Raw genomic sequence first — 17457 nt, forward strand, 5'->3', positions numbered from 1 at the left:
GACAATCCGCTCCTCGTTCGCAAACATCAATACCTCGGTCATACCAACTCGCCCTGTTCGCTCACAAACCCATGCTCCCGCGTTACGGTCGGGCCGTAGATCCGCTGCCCGCCCAGCTCGACCGAGGTCTGCCACAACATGACGCGCTCGGCCAGCAGGGTCGCGCCCCGGTGGACACTGACGTAGAAGTGGTCGAGCGCGGCGCCGGGCCTCTCAACGCGAAACCAGGCGATGTCGGCGGGTACTGCCCGACGATCTCGTCCGGCACGCCGCCGTGGCGCGTAACGATCGGCACGATGTGGCGCTCCCGCTCGGCCAGCAGCCGCGCCAGCCAGCCGCGCGCCTGGAGATAGCGCCGCGCCAGCCGCCACTGATCGGCGATGCCCTGGTCAGCCATGCGCTGCAACGCCTCGTCCGCCGCCGGCGCATCCGGCAGGCCATACGCGATGCCATACTCCAGCAGGGCCAGCACGGCGTTGCCGTGCGCCCAGCCGCTGACCTCGTGGGCGATCCGCGCCGCCTCGCGCTCCTTCCCGGCGTAGAGCAGCGCGATCGCGGCATTCAGCGCCCGCGCCGCAGCCTGCTCCCACTGCTGCCGGTGTACTTTGCGCAGCGCGCTCAGATACAGGATGTCCGCGACGTCGCGCAGCGAATGCAGCGCGACGTCCGGCACGGTCGGCTCGACGCGGTCCAGTGCCCCGTCCAGCTCAGAGAGCGCCCGCTCGGCCAGGCCCTCCCACTGCTGCCAGTCGGCTGTCGCGGCCGGCGCTGTCGCGGCCGCGCGTGCCTGCGCGGCATACTGCGCGAGCGTGTCCAGGCGCAGGCCCGCCTGCAATAGATGCAGCATCGTCGTCATCACGCCTCCTCGCACAAATTGCCGAACAGGCCGCAGGCCACCGTCATCACCGCGCGCAGCACAACGTGCTCCAGGTCCAGCGCATGCTGCCGCCAGAGCGAAAGAAGCGCCTGCGCGGCGGCGTCGGCCTCGTGGGGCGCCCAGCCCGACCGCCGGGCCAGCGCGTCATCGACCATGCCGATCGCGGCCTGGGCGGTAGCCGTTTCCAGGGTATCAGGCGCGAGTTGCGCGGCGCTGCGCGCGAAGACGCGCGCGGCGGCGGCGGGAGCAAGCCGGTCCAGCAGGCTCAGCTCGATCGGGAGCGCGTCCGGCCGCGGCGGCTGTGCCTGCGCCAGCGCCCGCGCCTGCTGGGCCGCTTGCAGCGCGGCAACCATGCCGGAGGCCCGCGACGCGGTAGTTGCCTGGCGCGGGTAGATCGGGCGCAGCCAGGGCCCGAGCGCGCCGGCGTCGGGAACCTCATCGCCCGCCAGCTCCAGGCCGTCGCGCAGCCCGACGATCGCCTCGCGGTAGACCGGCATGACGCCCGGGCTAAAGCTGGCCTGCCCGCGCGTCAGCCACTCTGCGGTGGCCTGAAGCTGCTCCTCCATCCAGCGCAGCAGGCCGATTGTCGCAGGGTACGGCTGGCCAACCTCGGAGATACCGAGCTTCGCCGCTTTGTTCATAATCGCCTGTACGGCCCTTTCCGCGCCGTACAGCATAAAATCGTGGGAATCCACATCCGGCGCCGCCGGCAGCAGAAATACCCCATCCTCACGCGTTGCCATCAGTTCCTCCAGCTAGCGAGCGCGGATCGCCGTTTCCCAAACCTCTCTCACGCGGCCAGCGTGAGCCCCGCAGGCGGCTGGCCCGCGAGTGTTTGCGCGGCCACCTGCGACGACAGATCCGTATGAACGACCAGGGCCAGATCGAGCAGCACCGCCCAGGCGTCGATCGCATCGTCATCTGCGCCGGCAACAACCGCCGGCTTGGGCGCAAGCTCGGCGTAACGCGCCTGCCACGCGCGGACATGCGCCGGCTCGGGCGGCAGCGCCGCGGTGTACTCGAATAACCAGCACAGGATCTCCGCGCACGCCAGCGCGCGCGCCGGGCGACCCTCGGCGAGCGCCGCCTCCAGCCGCGCGGTCGCCTGCTCGGCGATCTCGTGCGCGACATCCAGCGCATCTGCATACGCATCATCGTGCTCGGGCAGCGGCGGCATCAGGCGGCCTCCCGCAGCGGCGCGGCAAGCCCGTAGCCCTCCAGCGCAGTCCGCTGGACGCCCTTTTGTCTAGCCAGAAAGACCGCCATCCACGGCCCCACCGGCGCCTCAACGCGGAAGCGCCGCGGCACCGCCGAGATGAGCGTCGCGACCGTCGCCATGCGCTGAAACACCGCCTCGTCGAAGGCCGGCCCGACCTCGATCGTGAACGCCGCCGGGCCATTGGCCAGCGGGGCGCAGTCGTCAAGCCGGATCTCGTCGTTACACTGCGGGCAGCGCGCTATCGGCGTGAACTTCGTCGAGAAGGTCAGGCCGCCAGCCGGGTCGCGCCAGATCGGCAGACCGCACGGATGCACGAAGAAGTAGCTGCGCGGCGCGTCGAGACGTGTGAGCAGCCGCTCGTAGACCTTATGCTCCACCAGCACCCGGTCGCCGGGCGTGCCGTCCGGCGTGTCGGCGACACACAGCAGCATGCCCAGCTCCGCCTGACCGGTCACCCGGTACAGCCGGGGGCCGCTCCACTCGATCGACAGCGCCGACGGCAGAACCAGCGTGATGCGGGTCTTGCGCGGCTCGGTCCAGCCCTCCGCGACGACCGGAGCGACGATCCGCCGCCACTCCTGCGACATACCAAACCCCCAAACCGACATGGTTTACTCCCCTGCGGGTGCGGGTTTCGCCCACACCTGCCGTATCTCAGCGACCACGCGCAGCGTGCCCAGCGCCTCGACGAGCGCCGCGGCGGCATCGGTCGAAATCTCGAAACGTGAGTGCTGGAGCGCGACCGCGACAATAGAAACCTGGGTGATCTGGAGCGCGTCGCGCCGCTCCAGGCACGCGACCGGCACATGCAGCGTCCCGACCACCTCAACCACGGCCGGGCCCGCCGGCAGCGGCGCCAGCTCGGCGGACGCCACCGCCTTGCTGCACCGGGGACACGCCGTATGCGGCTCCAGGGTGGCCGTAAACACCATCCCGGTCTCGCTCCGCCAGAGCGGTGTGCCGCAGGTGTGCAGCATGAACGGCCCGCGCGGGGCCAGGCGGCGGGAGAGCCGGTGGTAGAGCAGCGGGGCAAGCCGCACCTGGCGCGCGCCGCATACCCCAACAGGGGCTGTGCTGTCCATGCCCGTGATCCTGAAGACGCTTGCTGAGTCGCGCCCGAGAAAGAAGCGGTCCGGGGCCAGCAGAGTGACGCGCGCGCGGTGTAGCTCGGACCATAGGTCGTCGCCCTCCCGCGTCGCGATATGTCCGTAACCATAGGTCATGCGCGGGCCTCCTGGCGCAGAGGAGTGTTTACGCGTCGTCGCCCGCCGCCATCTGACTGCCCGACCGTCTGGCCCAGGCCGTCCAGAAAAGTCAGCGCCGCCTCGAACGTGTCCAGCCGCGCGCCGAACGCGTGCTTCCAGTAGACGTTGAATCGCAGCACATCGCGGCCAAGATCCCGCTCGGTGTCCGGCGCGATCGCCGCCGCCGGCGCGATGTCCGGCGCGAGCGCGCTGTCGGGGAAGCAGCAGCACGCCGGGCCGAAGGCCAAATGAAGCGCATGGCAGAGCATCCGCGCAAAAAGCGCGAGCCCGAGCGCGTCGCTGCGGCCCTCGCGCCGGAGCTGGTACCAACTCCGCGCGGCCAGCTTGAGGATCGCGTCGCCCGAGCGCTCGTCTGTCTCCCCGGCGAGCCAGGCCAGATAGCGCAGAGCCAGCGCCGCGGGCACTCGCGCCCGCGGCGGTGTGCCAAGCGCCACCTCAACCGACGCGGCGGCCGTGATCAGCGCGACGTCGCCGTCGCTCGACGGAGGCGCGGCGACCGCGCCGTTGGCGATCCTCACGAGGTTACTGTGCTGCGCGCAGGCCAGTATCGCGATCTGGCGCGCGCGGTCAGAGAAGATATGAGCGGAATGGATGATCGGCATAGGTCGTTGTCATTTCAGTCATTCAGCAACGTTCTGCGGGATCAGCGCCACGGCGATGCGGCGCACTGCGCCAGAAGTGTGCTTGGACAGGCTGGTGCGGTTGTCGAGGCGACCGGCAGGATTGATTTTTTGACATTGCTGTTAAATTGTGAGTTGACATCTTCACACGAATGTGATAACATCGTATCATATTATGATACGTTTGTCAATGGAAAGACGTGACCGACGCTTCATCGACAAGTGGCCGTCCGCACTGGCGTGAGACTGCGACTATCGACTGGTACGGCGGCGCCGTGCTGCTTGGTACGGGGCGAGTTCTGCTTGCGGGCGCCACCAGTATGGGCGCGCGCCGTTATAGGAATGTCGCTTGACACACCCACGCTGTTTACAGCTAGGATGAAGCGCGTTCCAGCGCATTGCAGCGCGACAAACAGCTTCTTCGGCGATAAACTTTTGCTATCCGAACACCCGAGCGAATAATGCTATGACGATGCACCAGAAAGCCTATCGTTACCGCTTGCGGCCCACTCCTGTGCAGGAGGGGCTGTTTCGGCAGTTCGCCGGGGCCAGGCGCTGGGTGTACAACTGGGCGCTTGAAAGGCGGCAGGCGCACTACAAGGCGACGGGCAAACGCTTGTCGGTCACGGCGCTGTGCGCGGAACTGGCGGCCCTCAAGCAGCAGCCCCACACGGCATGGCTGCGCGAGATGGACAGCCAGGCGCTTCAGCAGGCCATCCGCGACCTCGATCTGGCCTTTCGAGCCTTCTTCGAGAAGCGGGCGCGCTTCCCGCGCTTCAAGGCCAAGAAACGGGAGCGGCCCTCATTCCGCATCCCACAGCGCGTGACGGTCGAGGGCGAAATGCTCATGGTGCCGAAGATCGGCCCAGTCAAGTTGGTGTTGCATCGCCCCCTGGAAGGAACACCCAGGAGCGCGACGTTCAAGCAAGATGCGATCGGCGCGTGGTACGTGACCCTCATCGTTCACGTCGACCTGCCGGACACGCCGCGGCCGCCACCTGATCCCGCCCGAACTGTGGGTGTAGACCTGGGCTTGAAAGACCTGGCCGTCGTGAGTGACGGCAGACGTGTTCCCGCTCCGAAACACTACCGCCGCGCTGAACGCAAGCTCCGCCGTCTCCAGCGGCACCTATCTCGCTGCCAGAAGGGCAGCAAGAACCGGGAGAAGGCTCGCGCGAAGGTCGCCCGCCAGCATCAGCGGGTCGCAAGTAGGCGGCGCGATCACCTGCACAAGCTGACCACCGCGCTCGTTCGCCAGTGCGACGCCATCTGCATCGAGGATTTAGCCGTGTCGGGCCTGGGGAAAACCAACCTTGGCAAGAGCGTCTACGATGCAGCATGGGGGATGCTCCGTTCCATGCTCGCCTACAAAACTCGCTGGCAAGGGAAGCGCCTGGCGGTCATCGGGCGGTTCTACCCGTCGTCGCGGCTCTGCCGGGCGTGCGGGACGGTCAACGCCGACCTCACGCTGGCGGATCGGGTCTGGACGTGTGCCTGCGGCGCGGCCCACGACCGAGATGTGAACGCGGCTGAGAATATTCGTCACGAGGGGCTGCGGCTCCTGCTCGCCGAGGGATACCCGGAGAGCCAAAACGCCTCCTGAGTGTCTATAAGTCCCGCCATGTGCGGGCGCGACACGGCGACGGAGGAAGCCCCGCTCGAGCGGCGGGGAGGTATCACGCCTGTAACAGCGTGATGCTCAGAGACATCGAGAACGGCAGCGAGTGCGGCAGTGTGCTGGCGCTTGTCTCAGAGCTGGAGATGGTCCAAACAGCCATCGCGACCGAGGTGTTTGCGACCGAGCGCGCAGCCGTACTGGAGCACGGCGATCGGGTTGGGGAGCGCGACGGCCTCCTGGTCATCAGCCTGGGCGATGACACCGTGCGCATAACCTGCGCCGAACTGGAGCGCGCGATCGAGATCGGGCGCCTGGGCGAGGAGATCGGGTTCACGTACCCCCTGGTGCTCAGCGACGGCGAGCTGATCACGGTCTCGTTCGCAGACCTCTTCGCCGAGCAGGGTGAGCAAGGTCTGGCCTTTGTGCGCGCCATCACGGGCGGGCGCCTGACCGGGTCGCTGCCGGCGACGCTCCAGGAGTGGCGCGCGCTCGCCGCCGGCGAGGAGCCGGCGGGTATCACGACACAGGACGACGGCCAGCGCCGTCGCTACACGAGCACATGGGGCGCTATCGCGCTCAGCGCCGGCGAGCTTGCGGCAGCGCTCGCCGTAATGGCCGGCGGACGGATCGCGCGCGGGCCTGGCAAGCAGTAAGGAATTTCATTGAAATTCGGGTCAAGTCGTCCAACATCGCCGCTGGTCGGCGGTATTTTGATCGCAATCGCCGTCATCGTCTTGGGTCTGCATCTGGCCGGGCTGTTTTAAGCACGCCACTCAGTTCCACCCGACACATTTGGAACGAGCAGCATAACCGAACGTTTCCGAACAACATCGACATGCTCGACCTGCTGGTTATCCTCTTCTGGCAATTCATCCGCGAGCAGCGCGGTCAGGTGCCGCGGGACAAAGAAATCATGCTGGAGCTGGAGCCCAGCGGTGGCGGTGCGGTCATCGCGCGCCGCACGGTCTACAGCAACCGCGGCCGGCAGATGCTGCTCGACTAGCCCGGTGTCGATGCCAGCGTGGCGGCCCTCCGGGCGGCGCTGCACGGCCCGGGCGCCGCGCCCTACGAACTGGAGATCGACGACGTCCTGATACTTGGCCAGGAGCTGGAACTGATCACCGAACCGCTGTACATCGAGCTGCGCAGCAACGGCGCGGGGTGCGCCGTGCCGCGTACGGCGCGGCAGGACAGCGCCGAGCGGCGCGATCTCGCCAGTTGGGGGCTGCTCCCAGGGGCCGCGCAGGAGCTGGTCTGGAGCATCGATCACGCCCGCCAGCGCGGCATAGCAACCAGACAGGGGACATGATGGGTAAGGCTAGCCGAACCAAACGCGAGCGCCGCGAGGGCAAAGAAACAGGCAAGGGCATGCGCCGTGTGGCGCCGGGATCGCCGGTCGACCCAGGCACTGACGGCGTGATCATCGACCCCGATCTGATCTGGCACCCGCCGAGCGAGCCGATCGACGCCATACTGGAGACGCTGGACGGAATCACGCGCCGGACCGGCCACGGCCACAACACGGTCATTCGCGACTTCGTCGCGTTCTGCGATGGCGTGCTGCGCACGCTGCCGCTGCATCTCCGGCAGGCGGCGCTCAAGGAATCGATCGTCCAGATGCCGCCGGACACGCCTGACGACGTCCGCCAAGTCTGGCGGGACCTCGACCAGCGCTACAGCCAGCACGGCGATCTGGCGCCCCGCCTATTCTCGCAGGCGCTCTGGCAGCTCATGCAAGCGGCGAGTACGTGTGTCGCCGACTGGCTCGGCGTGATGTTTATGCGCTGGAAGCTCGGCAACGGGGCCGATCAATTCTTCACGCCCTGGAATGCGGCAAAGCTCATGGCTGAAATGTCGCTTCTGGAGCAGGAAGTCCATAAGGCGGTCATGGCCGCGCTCGAAGACGAGCGTAACGAGGCCGGGAAGATTCTGCGCTTCATGCTCCCAATCGCCGCGGCGATGTCCGAGGCCGGCCAGCAGGAGTTCTGGCGCACGAAGCTGCTGCCGGCCGCGCTGCCGTACATCACGCCGGTCAACTTCATTGACCCGAGCTGCGGTAGTGGCGTCATGCTGCTTGCGGCGGCATCGAGCCTGCCTCCGTGGGCGGTTCGCCTGGGTGTTGTGAGCTTTTTTGGCATCGACCTGGACCCTCTCTGTGTGCAGATGACCCGTGTCCAGTGCATGCTCTACGGGCTGAACGGCTATCAAGCAAACCTTGAGCTATCGCTGCTGGAAGCACTGGAGGCGCGCGGCATCACACTCCCCTCGCCCGAGCAGCGCCAAGCATGGAACGACACAGCGGCTGCGGAGGCGGACGAAAACGCACCGGCCGGCCTGCCCTCGCCCCAGCGATCGCGCCGGCGCGGCCTACGGCGCGTCCCTGAGGGCATCGTCGTCGTCGACACGCCGATTGAAGAGGATATGACCCTATGAGCAAGCGCATTGGAAAGGCTGCCCGGCGAAAAACGACCGCAAAGAACCTCCAGCTCGGCGCCACGCTGCGCGCGATGGTCGGCGAGCCCGGCGACAATCGCACGCTGATGCAGTGGAACCCGCCGACAGAACCAGTAGAGCGCATCGCCAAGCTGCTGCTGACGCTCGCTGATCAGGGCTATCAGCCATACCAGGTTTTTCATGACTGGTGCGACTACGGTTGCGGTATGATGCGCATGGTTCCACTCGACCTGAAGCGGATTGCAGCGACAGGGACGATCACCAGCCGGATTGAGGATCTGCCGGAGGATCTGCGCGATCTGGAACTGCGCATGCGCCACCGGTACGAACGGCACCTGGAGCGTGCGACAAGCATCTTCTCGCAGGCACTCGACGTCATGCTGGAGGCCGCCGATCAGGTCGTGTTTGACTGGGCCGGCACGGTCTTCGAGCACATGGATCTCAGCGGCGACGGCGGCCAATTTTTCACGCCGTGGCCGCTCGCGATGAGCATGGCCAACCTCCAGCGATTTTCGGAACAGGTGACCAGAATGCTGCTGGAAGCGCTGAACCACCCCGACAACCTCTACGGCGCCGTCGCACTGATCGCGTGGCGGGTTGCCGAGATGCTGCCGGCAGACGCGCAGCAGACATACTTCCTCAAGCACGTGGTGCCTGCCGCGCAGCCGTTCATCAAGCCCCTGGCGATCTGCGACTGTGCCTGTGGTAGCGGCCGTCTACTCCTTGCCGCGGCAGCTCATATCCCCCATTGGGCGGTGCTTGGCGGGGTAGTGAACTTTACTGGTATGGACATCAGCGCCGTATGCGTGTCGATGGCGCGCTTCATGGCCAACGTGTACGGCCTGAACAGTATCGGCGCGGAGACCATCGTAGCGTTCGACGCCGCGCGACGGGCCCGGGCCGGCGAGGAAATCGTCACGCCAATGGCCGGGTTTACGCTGGGCGGCTCTGGTGACCGCAACGCCGCGCGGCGTTGGGAGCGAACCGAGACGGGCTGGGAAGTTGTGGCCGACGAGACAGCCGCCGCCGCGCAGCCCGGCGCCACGCGCACGGTGCGTGGGCGCAAACAGGCGCGCGCGACTGTTTGATGATAGGAGCGGTGGCTTGGCGAGAGGAGATGCTATGCGGGCGATAGGCTTGAAGCGCTGGAACGCTCCCCTTAGCGCGGGTGGGCTGATCGCCGTTAGCGCCGGCGCGAGCTGGGCCGCCATGGCGATCCTTGCGGCGGCGGCCGGGGCCTGTGTGGTTATCGAGATTACGGGGCTCCTCGGTACCGGACTGCTGGCGCTGCTGGCCAGCCGGCCGGGGCTACCGCCAAGCGGCGCGGCGACCTGGCGTGCCCAGGCGCTGATCGGCGCCCTCACAGCGGCGGCGCTTGCCGGCATCCCGGCCATCCCGGCGCCCTGGCGTGGGAGCGCCGCGGTGCTCAGCGTGATCGTGCCGGCGCTGGCCGCCCGGTGCCTCGGCGCGCTGCTGGCCTGGCGCATCGGCATCCCGCTCGTCGAGCTGGCCCCGCCAAGCTGGCGCGGTAGCGCGGCTACGTGCGTCATCGCGGTCGCGCTGATGCTCGGCACATTCCCTGCACCGGGGCCTGGCGCGATCGCGCTGGGCTGGGCCGCTGGCGTGGCGTACGGCGCGGCGATCGATCGCTGGCACCTGCCGACGCGCTGTGAAGACATCCCGCTTATCGCCCTGGGCATCATCAGCCTGGTGCTGATAGCTGCCGGCACGCACCTGCGCGCCATCGCTGAAATTGTGACTGACTGGCCGCTCACTGCGCTCCGCCTGGCAGGCGCCGCACTGGCAGTCTTGCTGCTCGGCCGCGTGTGGCGGGCCAGCCGGCTGGAGCGGCTGGTGGGGGCGATGGCACTCGACGACGACGGGCGTCAACGCCAGGCGCCCGGCAGCGGGCAATAGACCAGGTGACAGGCGTGATGACCTGTCCCTGGTGTCAGCAAGCCGGCCGCCGATTTATGAGCCCGAGCTATCAGGCGCCGCCTGTGCTAGCGCTTTACGAGTCTGCGCCATGGCGCGCTGCCAGGCCGCCTCGGCCTGCTCCGGGGTAAAGCCGCCTTCGAGGATGCCCTCAATGACGCGCTCCAGATCGAGCGCCGTCTGGCGGATCATGTAGTCCATATCGACCGGCAAAACGGACCCCTCGGGAACCACCCGTATGCCGTCCATCGTCTGGAGCGCGATGAGATCGCGCTGCTCCCCCTCGAACTCACCACGAAAGCGACCAACGACAAACCCGGCGATACGGTGGTTGCGCACCCACTCACGCTGCTCTACCATGAACCCGACTCCTTTCGTAGCTCCACCAGGCGCCGCGGCTCTATGGCGGCGTTCGCTCCAGTAATTATTGATTAAGATAGCGCTTTGCGAACTCTTCCACGTCGAGTGGTGACGACCGATCCAGGCCGAGATAGCCGAGGATCTGGTCATGCGTCACCTGACGCTGCGAGTCTAGATATTGTAACGTCTCTCGATCATGGCGGCCACTTTTCATCTGCTTGATCAAGTCCAGGTAGTCGGAGCAGACACCGTCGAGACCCGGCATCTTGAGCATCCACTCCTCAACGCCATAGTCTTGTCGAAAGCGATCCCACAGGCTCCACGCCGCGCCAAGCAAGATGATCAAAGCAACTCCGATAGCGATGTACTGCCCCATTGTTTGCTGCCTTTCGTGGTAGATGTGGGAACGACAATCTGCATTGAGGGCACGCGGCGCTTTCACAACGCCAGCGCAATCCGATGGATAATATCATATTATGATACTTTTGTCAAGTTAGACTATTTTGTTATGACAACCCGGCGCGCGCCCGAGCCGCAAGGATCGTATTCCATGAGCACTAGAACCCCTGCAAACTGTGCTCTGGAGCGAGACAACCGGTGATGACACCGGCTGCTGGGCTCCGCCTCACCAGCGACCAGTCTCATACGGCATGGGAGCGCCAGACAGCGCCAGAGGCGGTAAACAAGGCACGGCCGAAGCCTCGCTATGCGGCATCCCAGAGCCAAATATTCAATAAGCACCACCGGGACCAACGCGTGATCGGTGTCGGCCAGGTCGCCGGCGCGTCCCCAGTGATTTTTGACGGTGCCCTATCGTTCGGGAGGCGATCCGTACCGCGCCGAGGCCACAATCACAACCGATTCCTCCCCAACAGGAGCGCCCGGAACGTGTTTTCTTTTTGTCGCAATCCCTTCTACTTCGACCTGGCCGCGCGTATGTTTTCGGTGATCGTGTAGACCACACCGCTGGCCTCAGGGTACTGCCGCGCCGTCCAGGTCGCCAGCAGGGCCACGCCGGCGAAAACCGTTCCGACGAGCCACCGTGGCGGCGCGGCCATGCCGTAGAGCACGAAGAGGCCGATGAGTCCAAGCACGCCCATGAAAAGGCCCATCAGCGGGTCAGCGAGGTACAGCAGCGCCCGCAAGATCGCCGCGAGCGAGCGGAAGATGGGCCGGCGCGCCTCAGCCGCGTCACGTGTGCGCTCAGCAAGGCGGGTGAAGACAATCGCGAAAAGGCCGAACGAGCCGAACATCACAACCATCATCAGCATGACGCCGGCCATCTCGGCCGGATTAGTGCGGGGGGCGCCTGGCTCAGCGGATGGCGCAGGTGACGGCGCAAACAGCTTGCTCAGCGGCCAGCCGGTGAGCTGCTCCAGCGCCGAAACGAGCAGCATGAGCAGCGTCAGTGGAATGATGGCGACCATGAACAGCAGCACAAAGTCCCGCAGACTCGGGCGGAGCTGGCTGTCGGATCGCTCGCGCCGCGAGAGGGCGGCGACTTCGTGCGGCTTCGGCCGAGTAAGCCGGACGAGCGGCCGTCCGATAAAGCGATCCAGCGGGTCAAACAGCCACGCGCCCGCGCCGCGCTGCCGGCTCGGCTCGACGAAGCTCCGCCAGGCGGGCAGGCCCCAATCAGTTTCGACCTGGCCGGTTTTCACGAATACGCTGAACATCCACAGCCCGGCGATGACGACGACCACCGCCCCGATCCACCATGGCACCTCCTCGATGTTCGGTCCTGGCAGCACCTCGGAGAAACCGATCAGTGCCATGAGGATCATTCCGGCGAACACCGCCATCATGCCCAGTGAGAAGACTAATACCACAATACCGTACAGATAGGGTATAGCGCGCGCCAGCCAGACCGCCACGCGGCGCCCTCGGGCATTCAACTCGCCTGGTTCGTGCAAACTCAGATGCTCGATAAGCGGCATCCAGATACTGAGGAAGCAGATGCCGAGCGCCGTCAGCAGCACGCCCAGGATGTTCTCGACGACGCCGGCCACCGGCAGAGGCAGCAGCCAGCGGGCCAACCCCGACAACAGCGCGTGAGCTGCAAAGAATGGGACAATCACCCAGAACCCGCCGATGACATCGGTCATGCGGTAAAACTCCTCGGAATCGCGGTGGCGAAAGCCGAGAACGCGGGCCAAAAAATGCACAAGTAACACGAGCGGCATAGGGGCTCCTGTGCTTTGTGAACGACGTGATCGTAACACCGGGCTAGCGATGATTTTCGCTAATCCGTTTCTGCCTCTTCCCCTCTAAGGTGTAGCCACGATCGTTATTCCAATCGCGCGTTTTGCCCGTCGCGTACGACAGTGGCTGATCGAGCGAGTGTGGGAACGAGCCAAAATCAATATCGCCGTCCTGCTTCACATACTGTCGAGCAAACGTGGCGAGGTCCTCCACCTCCCTCTTGGTCGCTGTATTGACGCAGTAGGCATCCAGATCATCGACGACATTCCAGCCTTCGTCAAGGCGCTCGACGTAAAAGCGTCCTCGGGTTTGATACGGTTTGTAGCGTGCCATGAGCAGATGCAACCTACATCGTCGGAAAGACCTGGGCCAGCATCGCTGCCAGCCGTGCCTCGTCGACACTTGTCTCTTCAGGAGGCAGACCCAGGATCGCGCGCAGCACCGCGACAATGTAGCTCTGCATATCATCGCGCGCAGCTCCCGGCGGCGTGTAGACCACCGCCCAGCCAGCCGCCGCGCCGGCAGCGTCGATCACCGGGTCGTCGATCACCGCGACCCGGCGCCCGCTGCGCCGGACGGCGATGGTCAGATAGCTCGGCCCGCCGTCGACGAGCGGTTGAACCCGGATCTGCGGGCCGTCCGGCAGGCCGAGCGCGTCCTCCAGCACCGCGCCATCACCAATCCAGGCGGTCAGCCCGTAGAAAATGGCGCGCGAGGTGTCGGTTGGGCACGCGTCGAAGGTCTCGCGCCAGCGCCTGGCCGTCGTCAACGCAAGCACCGCCGTCTTTCTCGCGAGATCTTCGGGTGAGCCCGGCGCGACGTCGTCCCAATGCGGGCTTGGCAGCGACGGCTGCCTGCGCACCGCATGCACAATCCGGTCGACATACGCCAGCCAGGCCCGCGCGAACGCGTCGATCGTCTCCTCGGTCAGGCCCGGGAGGCCGGCCGCGTATGGCCTTGCTACCTCAGCCACCAGCGCGGCGGCCGGCTGCTCGACCCAGATGGCGTCTATGACGATCTCCGGCGCACCGAGCAGCGCGGCCACCCGTGCGCGCGCGAGCCCGTCAGCCCAGGATCGCAGATCCTCCATCACGCCTCCTGAAGCACGGCGAGCGGGCGCAGCACCTCGGTCTGGCCGTACGCGTTGACACAGGCCACGATGCGGCGCGCGAGGCGGCCGGCCGGGTGGTTGGGTGATGGTCCACGGTCGGTGGTCGACGCGACCTGGCCCGTGCTCGGCGCGTCAGTACCAAAAATCGTCTCAAAGTGGCCCCGGCCGGTGCCAACCCGCCAGGGCGTAAACTGTGGCCCGGGCCGCTCACGCCAGGGAAGCGGCGCGCGGCCCTCCAACACGGGCGTCGGGATATGCGCCTGCCCGTTGACCGCCGCGACAATCATCTCGGCGACCGCTGGAGCTGCCTCTCCACCATACACATCGCAGACGAGCAACCCCTCCCGATCGAAAACTCGCACCGACGGCGGCTGCTGGACGACGCGCCAGGGCTCGCCAAACGGCCCATCGTGCGCGTTCTCCGAGAGTGGCACGCCCTGCGCAGCGCACGCCTCGCGCAGCGCCTCGTCCTCCTCAGCGCACGAGACGCCGGCCTCGAACAGTGCCGCCATGGCGGCGATCGCCTGGGCGTCATGCAGCGTCCGCGGCGCAACTGGCGTGTCGGCGCGGCTGAGCAGCCACCCGCGACGGCGCGCTAGCCAGACCGCGACGAGCTGCGGCGCAGGAGATTGGTTATCCCTGGTCACGCTTATAACTCCTCTTCAACTTGCGCTGTATCGCCTGCGACAAAGCCGGCAAAGCAGCCGTGCGCATACGCCTGTTGATTAGCCTGGAGCCACGCCTCTATTTGCGGATAGCCTAGCAGGAACGCGATCTCGGCCACGCCCTTCACGTTGCCCATATTCACCCGCGCGTCGCGGCGGACGGCCTCCAATCCCGCCAGGATGTCCGGCGGGACGCGCACCGGCGCGCGCTGTACCGCGTCCGGCCCAAACGCCTGATTGTCCAAAGCACTTGACACCCGACACCCCCCAGCTTATGATTGCGGTACAACCACCGGCCCAGTATCCGGTGCGGGCGATTACCTCCCGCCCTGCGCGGACGCATCGGCAACCGTTGCGCCCGGCGCGAACCGTTGCGAAGCCCCAGGGCCTGCGGTCGGGGCAGGTTCCTTCCGTTGGCTGGAACCCAGCGACAAAGGAGGAAGCCTTCCGGCTTGGCGGGCCGCGCATATGCGCGGCCCGCCGTCATGCGCCTACATCCATCTCGTGGCCCAGCTCGCGCATCCGGCTCCTGGCCGCGAGGAAGGCCCGTGTGAGCGGTGTATCCTCCGCAGCGACTTCGGCCTCAGTCAGCCCGCCGATACTGAAAAAGATACCGGTGCGGGCGTCCGCAATGCGCGGGTCCTCACCCGAAAACGGGAACTGCATCTGGCCGCCGATCACCCGCCACGGAAGATCGAGCGGCAGCAGCGGCGCGCGCGCGGGCTGTCCAACTCGCACAGCCTGCTCCAGCGCGGCGGCGATCGCCTGGGGCGACTCGCCGTACACCAGCCAGAGGCGGCCGCTGCCGGGAGCCACGCCGAACGCCGTCTCACGGTGAACGAGCGGTGCCGCCGTCGCCGGCGCGCGCGCGGCAGGATTGTCCGCGGGAAGGATTGGCGTCACATGATAGCGTCCCGGCCATGGCTCGCCGGCGATCAGGAGCGCACTGCGCACCTGGTACTGCACATAGCCTCCCGCCAGCCGCACCCACTCAAGCTGCCAGCGCTGCGCTTCTTTTTGCGACGTTTTAGGCGCCAGGCGCGGCCGAACGTCGATTACCTTCTCCCAGTCCGGCGCCCAGAACGCCGGCGCAAACGTCAGTTTGGCCTTGCCGCCGCGCCACTCCAGCCCGCGCTCCAGACGAACGCCGAGCGTCGCAAAAAAGGTCTCCCACCCCGCCTGAAGCACCGCGCTGGTCGCATCGGGGCGCGGCTCGGGGCCCTCACTCGCCTGTTGGCGGGCTTGCCACCTCGCGCGCGCACGCTTTCCTTGCGGCCCGCTCATTGCTTTGGCTCCTCGCGCACGTAATTGGCATGCACCTTGTAGTCGCGCTGATAGAATGTGAAGTGCCAGTATCCATCGCCGCCGACCCACGCATCCAGGTTGACACCGGTACCTCGTGGATCATAGGGGCGAAAGCCTTGCACCTGAGCGCCAGTTACCGCATCGATAACCGGCGCTCCCTCGTTAATCGTAATTTGCGCTTGACGCGCCTCAACCGGGATGCCGGCGCTGAAGTCAAGCCGTCGAAGTTGTTGGTCACCGCTCATACATTCGATCCTTTAGGCCAGGTACATCTGCTGCCATCACCACACCGGCTTTCCTCAGCGGCCTTCCTGGCGCGTCAGCCGCCGACCTCCGAAAACCTTGTTATCGCATACCGGCGCGGCAAATCGCGCACCGTCCGTCTGGTACAATAACGCCACGCTTCCCCAGAACACGTCTCATGCATCCGAGACCCTCCAGCGGCCGTCCTGTGCAGCCTGCCGCCTGCTGGCGAGCCTGCTCAAAAAAGCGCGACGTTCGTCGCGGAGTCGCAGCTCGCATGCGGATGATGTTACTCAGCGACTGCTCGGACATGCTCACTACCTCGCGGTGATTGCGGGAGATAGGCCCGTCAGGCGCCGTACTTTGCTGACGATGCGCGTGGTCAACGCCAGCGGATGCGGGCGCGTCCAGTGCGGATGCGCGGTGTACGTCGTCACGGCGGGCCGCGCGCGGTAGCGGACCGTCGCGGTCCCGACATCGCCCGCCAGTTCCAGTTCGCCAGCTACCCAGCCCGGCGGAACGGGGATGATGACCGACGTCAGTGCAATCCCGGCGGCGGGCGCGTTGGCCATCTCGATCGCGATGTCCAGCACCAGCCGCTCGTCCACGAGCGCGACGAGGTGGCCTGGCCAGCCGCTGTCACCTGCCTCCGCCTGATCGTCCGGGTGTCCGATGTCGATACGGAACGCGCCGGCGGCACGCCACGCGCGGGGCAACCCCAACTCCTGCACCGACCGCTGCTCAGACGGGCTCAGCAAACGCTCGTAGGCAGCATTGGTCACCGTAGCCCAGACCGTCAGCGGCCTTGCCGGGACGGCGAAGAGATCCAGCGTATCGAGAATCGCGCGCGTGCAAGTCATACAGCTCGCATCCGCATGCCCGAACACGCGATCGATCTCCGCGTGCGCCTCGCGGTCGAGGGCGTCGACAATCGCGTCGACCTCGGCAGGCGTGCGCGCCGGCGCAATACTCGGGTCAGTCATGACTATACCTCGCGTAGCGGACGTGTCCGCGTCCAGCACCATCGAGATCATTTCCCCTGGATGTCCCAGCGCTCCTTCAACTGCGCGCGACTGCCGGTCGCGGCGTACCAGGTGTCAGTCGTGCCGAGATACCAGACCTGCCGCCGGCTATCATAGGCGATCTGGACCAGGAACGGAAAGACATCGAACAGCACGCGCGCAAACGCGGCCTTGCCCGGCGGGCTGGCGTCGTCCCAGAGCTGCGCGTCGCGCGGCGGCGGGGTGCTGTCATGCGTCTGGCAGCTCTGGCACTCCCATTGCAATGGCAAAGCCCAATCGGTGGTATGGGATGCCCAACTCAGCGTCGAGTAGTCACCACCCAGACTCGCGAAGCCGCCAAACTCGATCAGCACCGTCAGGTCGCGCATCGTGCCGCCACAGAAAGGGCATGTGCGCGTCTCAGCGGCCTCCAGCCGTCGCTGTAGCTCCGGCAGCTCCCCTAGCTCGGTCTGAAGATGGCCGATCGTCTCACGCAGCGCGGCTGTGTAGACCTCGATGTCGGCCAGCCCCGCGCCGTACAAGGGCCGGGAATGACGCTCGTCTGCCATAACGCTCCTCGTG

General features: G+C 66.3%; 24 protein-coding genes. 7 read left to right on the plus strand and 17 right to left on the minus strand.

The genetic code is table 11. The annotated features are described in order from the left end of the window. Window positions 1-82 precede the first annotated feature (82 nt). The 6 genes from M1P90_RS37905 to M1P90_RS37930 are packed head-to-tail and all read right to left on the minus strand — an operon-like array spanning window position 83 to window position 3963. Window positions 83-856 (minus strand): hypothetical protein, encoded by a 774-nt coding sequence (locus M1P90_RS37905; RefSeq protein WP_483705280.1) that lies wholly within the window; start codon window positions 854-856, stop codon window positions 83-85. Next, window positions 856-1620, minus strand: coding sequence for a hypothetical protein (locus M1P90_RS37910; RefSeq protein WP_483705282.1), 765 nt, complete (start codon window positions 1618-1620; stop codon window positions 856-858). Before M1P90_RS37910 ends, M1P90_RS37905 begins: the two co-directional genes overlap by 1 nt. A 47-nt stretch (window positions 1621-1667) precedes the next feature. After that, window positions 1668-2054 (minus strand): hypothetical protein, encoded by a 387-nt coding sequence (locus M1P90_RS37915; protein WP_483705284.1) that lies wholly within the window; start codon window positions 2052-2054, stop codon window positions 1668-1670. Further along, window positions 2054-2683: a hypothetical protein gene (locus M1P90_RS37920; RefSeq protein ID WP_483705286.1), complete on the minus strand. Its 630-nt coding sequence runs from the start codon at window positions 2681-2683 to the stop codon at window positions 2054-2056. Before M1P90_RS37920 ends, M1P90_RS37915 begins: the two co-directional genes overlap by 1 nt. A 24-nt stretch (window positions 2684-2707) precedes the next feature. Continuing rightward, window positions 2708-3319 carry a hypothetical protein gene (locus M1P90_RS37925; protein WP_483705288.1) on the minus strand — a complete coding sequence of 204 codons (612 nt, stop codon included), beginning with the start codon at window positions 3317-3319 and terminating at the stop codon, window positions 2708-2710. After that, complete coding sequence (locus M1P90_RS37930; RefSeq protein WP_483705290.1) at window positions 3316-3963, minus strand: hypothetical protein; 648 nt, start codon at window positions 3961-3963, stop codon at window positions 3316-3318. Before M1P90_RS37930 ends, M1P90_RS37925 begins: the two co-directional genes overlap by 4 nt. A 484-nt stretch (window positions 3964-4447) precedes the next feature. On the opposite strand from M1P90_RS37930, the gene M1P90_RS37935 reads away from it, so the two are divergent. The 7 genes from M1P90_RS37935 to M1P90_RS37965 all read left to right on the plus strand — a co-directional run bounded on the left by M1P90_RS37935 (window position 4448) and on the right by M1P90_RS37965 (window position 9970). Continuing rightward, window positions 4448-5584, plus strand: coding sequence for an RNA-guided endonuclease InsQ/TnpB family protein (locus M1P90_RS37935; protein ID WP_483705292.1), 1137 nt, complete (start codon window positions 4448-4450; stop codon window positions 5582-5584). Between the two features lie 92 nt (window positions 5585-5676). Further along, on the plus strand, window positions 5677-6252 hold the full coding sequence (locus M1P90_RS37940) for a hypothetical protein (RefSeq protein ID WP_483705294.1): 576 nt from the start codon (window positions 5677-5679) through the stop codon (window positions 6250-6252). A gap of 182 nt (window positions 6253-6434) precedes the next feature. Continuing rightward, window positions 6435-6602: a hypothetical protein gene (locus M1P90_RS37945; RefSeq protein ID WP_483705296.1), complete on the plus strand. Its 168-nt coding sequence runs from the start codon at window positions 6435-6437 to the stop codon at window positions 6600-6602. An 18-nt stretch (window positions 6603-6620) separates the two neighbouring features. Then, window positions 6621-6908, plus strand: coding sequence for a hypothetical protein (locus M1P90_RS37950; protein WP_483705298.1), 288 nt, complete (start codon window positions 6621-6623; stop codon window positions 6906-6908). Beyond that, entirely contained in the window at window positions 6905-8032 is a 1128-nt protein-coding gene (locus M1P90_RS37955) for a hypothetical protein (protein ID WP_483705300.1), read from the plus strand. The genes M1P90_RS37950 and M1P90_RS37955 overlap by 4 nt, the downstream gene beginning before the upstream one ends. Next, the gene (locus M1P90_RS37960) at window positions 8029-9141 is read left to right on the plus strand and encodes a hypothetical protein (protein WP_483705302.1); all 1113 of its coding nucleotides are present in this window, start codon (window positions 8029-8031) and stop codon (window positions 9139-9141) included. The genes M1P90_RS37955 and M1P90_RS37960 overlap by 4 nt, the downstream gene beginning before the upstream one ends. A 34-nt stretch (window positions 9142-9175) precedes the next feature. Beyond that, window positions 9176-9970 carry a hypothetical protein gene (locus M1P90_RS37965; RefSeq protein WP_483705304.1) on the plus strand — a complete coding sequence of 265 codons (795 nt, stop codon included), beginning with the start codon at window positions 9176-9178 and terminating at the stop codon, window positions 9968-9970. Between the two features lie 54 nt (window positions 9971-10024). On the opposite strand, the gene M1P90_RS37970 is transcribed toward M1P90_RS37965, so the two are convergent. From M1P90_RS37970 to M1P90_RS38020, 11 genes are all read right to left on the minus strand, one after another. Beyond that, window positions 10025-10348, minus strand: a complete 324-nt coding sequence (locus M1P90_RS37970; protein WP_483705306.1) for a hypothetical protein — start codon at window positions 10346-10348, stop codon at window positions 10025-10027. A gap of 64 nt (window positions 10349-10412) precedes the next feature. Next, window positions 10413-10724, minus strand: a complete 312-nt coding sequence (locus M1P90_RS37975; RefSeq protein WP_483705308.1) for a hypothetical protein — start codon at window positions 10722-10724, stop codon at window positions 10413-10415. A gap of 538 nt (window positions 10725-11262) precedes the next feature. After that, a complete protein-coding gene (locus tag M1P90_RS37980) occupies window positions 11263-12531 on the minus strand; it encodes a hypothetical protein (RefSeq protein WP_483705310.1) in 1269 nt (422 codons plus the stop codon). 43 nt (window positions 12532-12574) lie between these two features. Next, a complete protein-coding gene (locus M1P90_RS37985; RefSeq protein WP_483705312.1) occupies window positions 12575-12883 on the minus strand; it encodes a hypothetical protein in 309 nt (102 codons plus the stop codon). A 13-nt stretch (window positions 12884-12896) separates the two neighbouring features. Further along, window positions 12897-13640: a hypothetical protein gene (locus M1P90_RS37990; RefSeq protein WP_483705314.1), complete on the minus strand. Its 744-nt coding sequence runs from the start codon at window positions 13638-13640 to the stop codon at window positions 12897-12899. Next, window positions 13640-14308 carry a hypothetical protein gene (locus tag M1P90_RS37995; protein WP_483705316.1) on the minus strand — a complete coding sequence of 223 codons (669 nt, stop codon included), beginning with the start codon at window positions 14306-14308 and terminating at the stop codon, window positions 13640-13642. Before M1P90_RS37995 ends, M1P90_RS37990 begins: the two co-directional genes overlap by 1 nt. Before the next feature lie 2 nt (window positions 14309-14310). Then, complete coding sequence (locus M1P90_RS38000) at window positions 14311-14571, minus strand: hypothetical protein (RefSeq protein ID WP_483705318.1); 261 nt, start codon at window positions 14569-14571, stop codon at window positions 14311-14313. 238 nt (window positions 14572-14809) lie between these two features. After that, window positions 14810-15610, minus strand: coding sequence for a hypothetical protein (locus tag M1P90_RS38005; protein ID WP_483705320.1), 801 nt, complete (start codon window positions 15608-15610; stop codon window positions 14810-14812). Then, entirely contained in the window at window positions 15607-15876 is a 270-nt protein-coding gene (locus M1P90_RS38010; protein ID WP_483705322.1) for a hypothetical protein, read from the minus strand. The genes M1P90_RS38005 and M1P90_RS38010 overlap by 4 nt, the downstream gene beginning before the upstream one ends. A gap of 315 nt (window positions 15877-16191) precedes the next feature. Continuing rightward, window positions 16192-16857 carry a hypothetical protein gene (locus M1P90_RS38015; protein WP_483705324.1) on the minus strand — a complete coding sequence of 222 codons (666 nt, stop codon included), beginning with the start codon at window positions 16855-16857 and terminating at the stop codon, window positions 16192-16194. Between the two features lie 47 nt (window positions 16858-16904). Next, entirely contained in the window at window positions 16905-17444 is a 540-nt protein-coding gene (locus M1P90_RS38020) for a hypothetical protein (RefSeq protein WP_483705326.1), read from the minus strand. Window positions 17445-17457: the final 13 nt, after the last annotated feature.

The sequence above is a fragment of the Kouleothrix sp. 19917 genome, from assembly GCF_057073505.1.

Excerpts from the sequence above, each read along its gene's own strand:
- M1P90_RS37985 (WP_483705312.1), bottom strand. The coding sequence starts at position 12,883 with ATGGCACGCTACAAACCGTATCAAACCCGAGGACGCTTTTACGTCGAG.
- M1P90_RS37945 (WP_483705296.1), top strand. The coding sequence starts at position 6,435 with ATGCTCGACCTGCTGGTTATCCTCTTCTGGCAATTCATCCGCGAGCAG.
- M1P90_RS37940 (WP_483705294.1), top strand. The coding sequence starts at position 5,677 with ATGCTCAGAGACATCGAGAACGGCAGCGAGTGCGGCAGTGTGCTGGCG.
- M1P90_RS37980 (WP_483705310.1), bottom strand. The coding sequence starts at position 12,531 with ATGCCGCTCGTGTTACTTGTGCATTTTTTGGCCCGCGTTCTCGGCTTT.
- M1P90_RS37970 (WP_483705306.1), bottom strand. The coding sequence starts at position 10,348 with ATGGTAGAGCAGCGTGAGTGGGTGCGCAACCACCGTATCGCCGGGTTT.
- M1P90_RS38010 (WP_483705322.1), bottom strand. The coding sequence starts at position 15,876 with ATGAGCGGTGACCAACAACTTCGACGGCTTGACTTCAGCGCCGGCATC.
- M1P90_RS38015 (WP_483705324.1), bottom strand. The coding sequence starts at position 16,857 with ATGACTGACCCGAGTATTGCGCCGGCGCGCACGCCTGCCGAGGTCGAC.
- M1P90_RS37920 (WP_483705286.1), bottom strand. The coding sequence starts at position 2,683 with ATGTCGCAGGAGTGGCGGCGGATCGTCGCTCCGGTCGTCGCGGAGGGC.
- M1P90_RS37975 (WP_483705308.1), bottom strand. The coding sequence starts at position 10,724 with ATGGGGCAGTACATCGCTATCGGAGTTGCTTTGATCATCTTGCTTGGC.
- M1P90_RS37915 (WP_483705284.1), bottom strand. The coding sequence starts at position 2,054 with ATGCCGCCGCTGCCCGAGCACGATGATGCGTATGCAGATGCGCTGGAT.
- M1P90_RS37930 (WP_483705290.1), bottom strand. The coding sequence starts at position 3,963 with ATGCCGATCATCCATTCCGCTCATATCTTCTCTGACCGCGCGCGCCAG.
- M1P90_RS37965 (WP_483705304.1), top strand. The coding sequence starts at position 9,176 with ATGCGGGCGATAGGCTTGAAGCGCTGGAACGCTCCCCTTAGCGCGGGT.
- M1P90_RS38020 (WP_483705326.1), bottom strand. The coding sequence starts at position 17,444 with ATGGCAGACGAGCGTCATTCCCGGCCCTTGTACGGCGCGGGGCTGGCC.
- M1P90_RS37910 (WP_483705282.1), bottom strand. The coding sequence starts at position 1,620 with ATGGCAACGCGTGAGGATGGGGTATTTCTGCTGCCGGCGGCGCCGGAT.
- M1P90_RS37955 (WP_483705300.1), top strand. The coding sequence starts at position 6,905 with ATGATGGGTAAGGCTAGCCGAACCAAACGCGAGCGCCGCGAGGGCAAA.
- M1P90_RS37905 (WP_483705280.1), bottom strand. The coding sequence starts at position 856 with ATGACGACGATGCTGCATCTATTGCAGGCGGGCCTGCGCCTGGACACG.
- M1P90_RS37925 (WP_483705288.1), bottom strand. The coding sequence starts at position 3,319 with ATGACCTATGGTTACGGACATATCGCGACGCGGGAGGGCGACGACCTA.
- M1P90_RS37960 (WP_483705302.1), top strand. The coding sequence starts at position 8,029 with ATGAGCAAGCGCATTGGAAAGGCTGCCCGGCGAAAAACGACCGCAAAG.
- M1P90_RS37990 (WP_483705314.1), bottom strand. The coding sequence starts at position 13,640 with ATGGAGGATCTGCGATCCTGGGCTGACGGGCTCGCGCGCGCACGGGTG.
- M1P90_RS37935 (WP_483705292.1), top strand. The coding sequence starts at position 4,448 with ATGACGATGCACCAGAAAGCCTATCGTTACCGCTTGCGGCCCACTCCT.
- M1P90_RS38005 (WP_483705320.1), bottom strand. The coding sequence starts at position 15,610 with ATGAGCGGGCCGCAAGGAAAGCGTGCGCGCGCGAGGTGGCAAGCCCGC.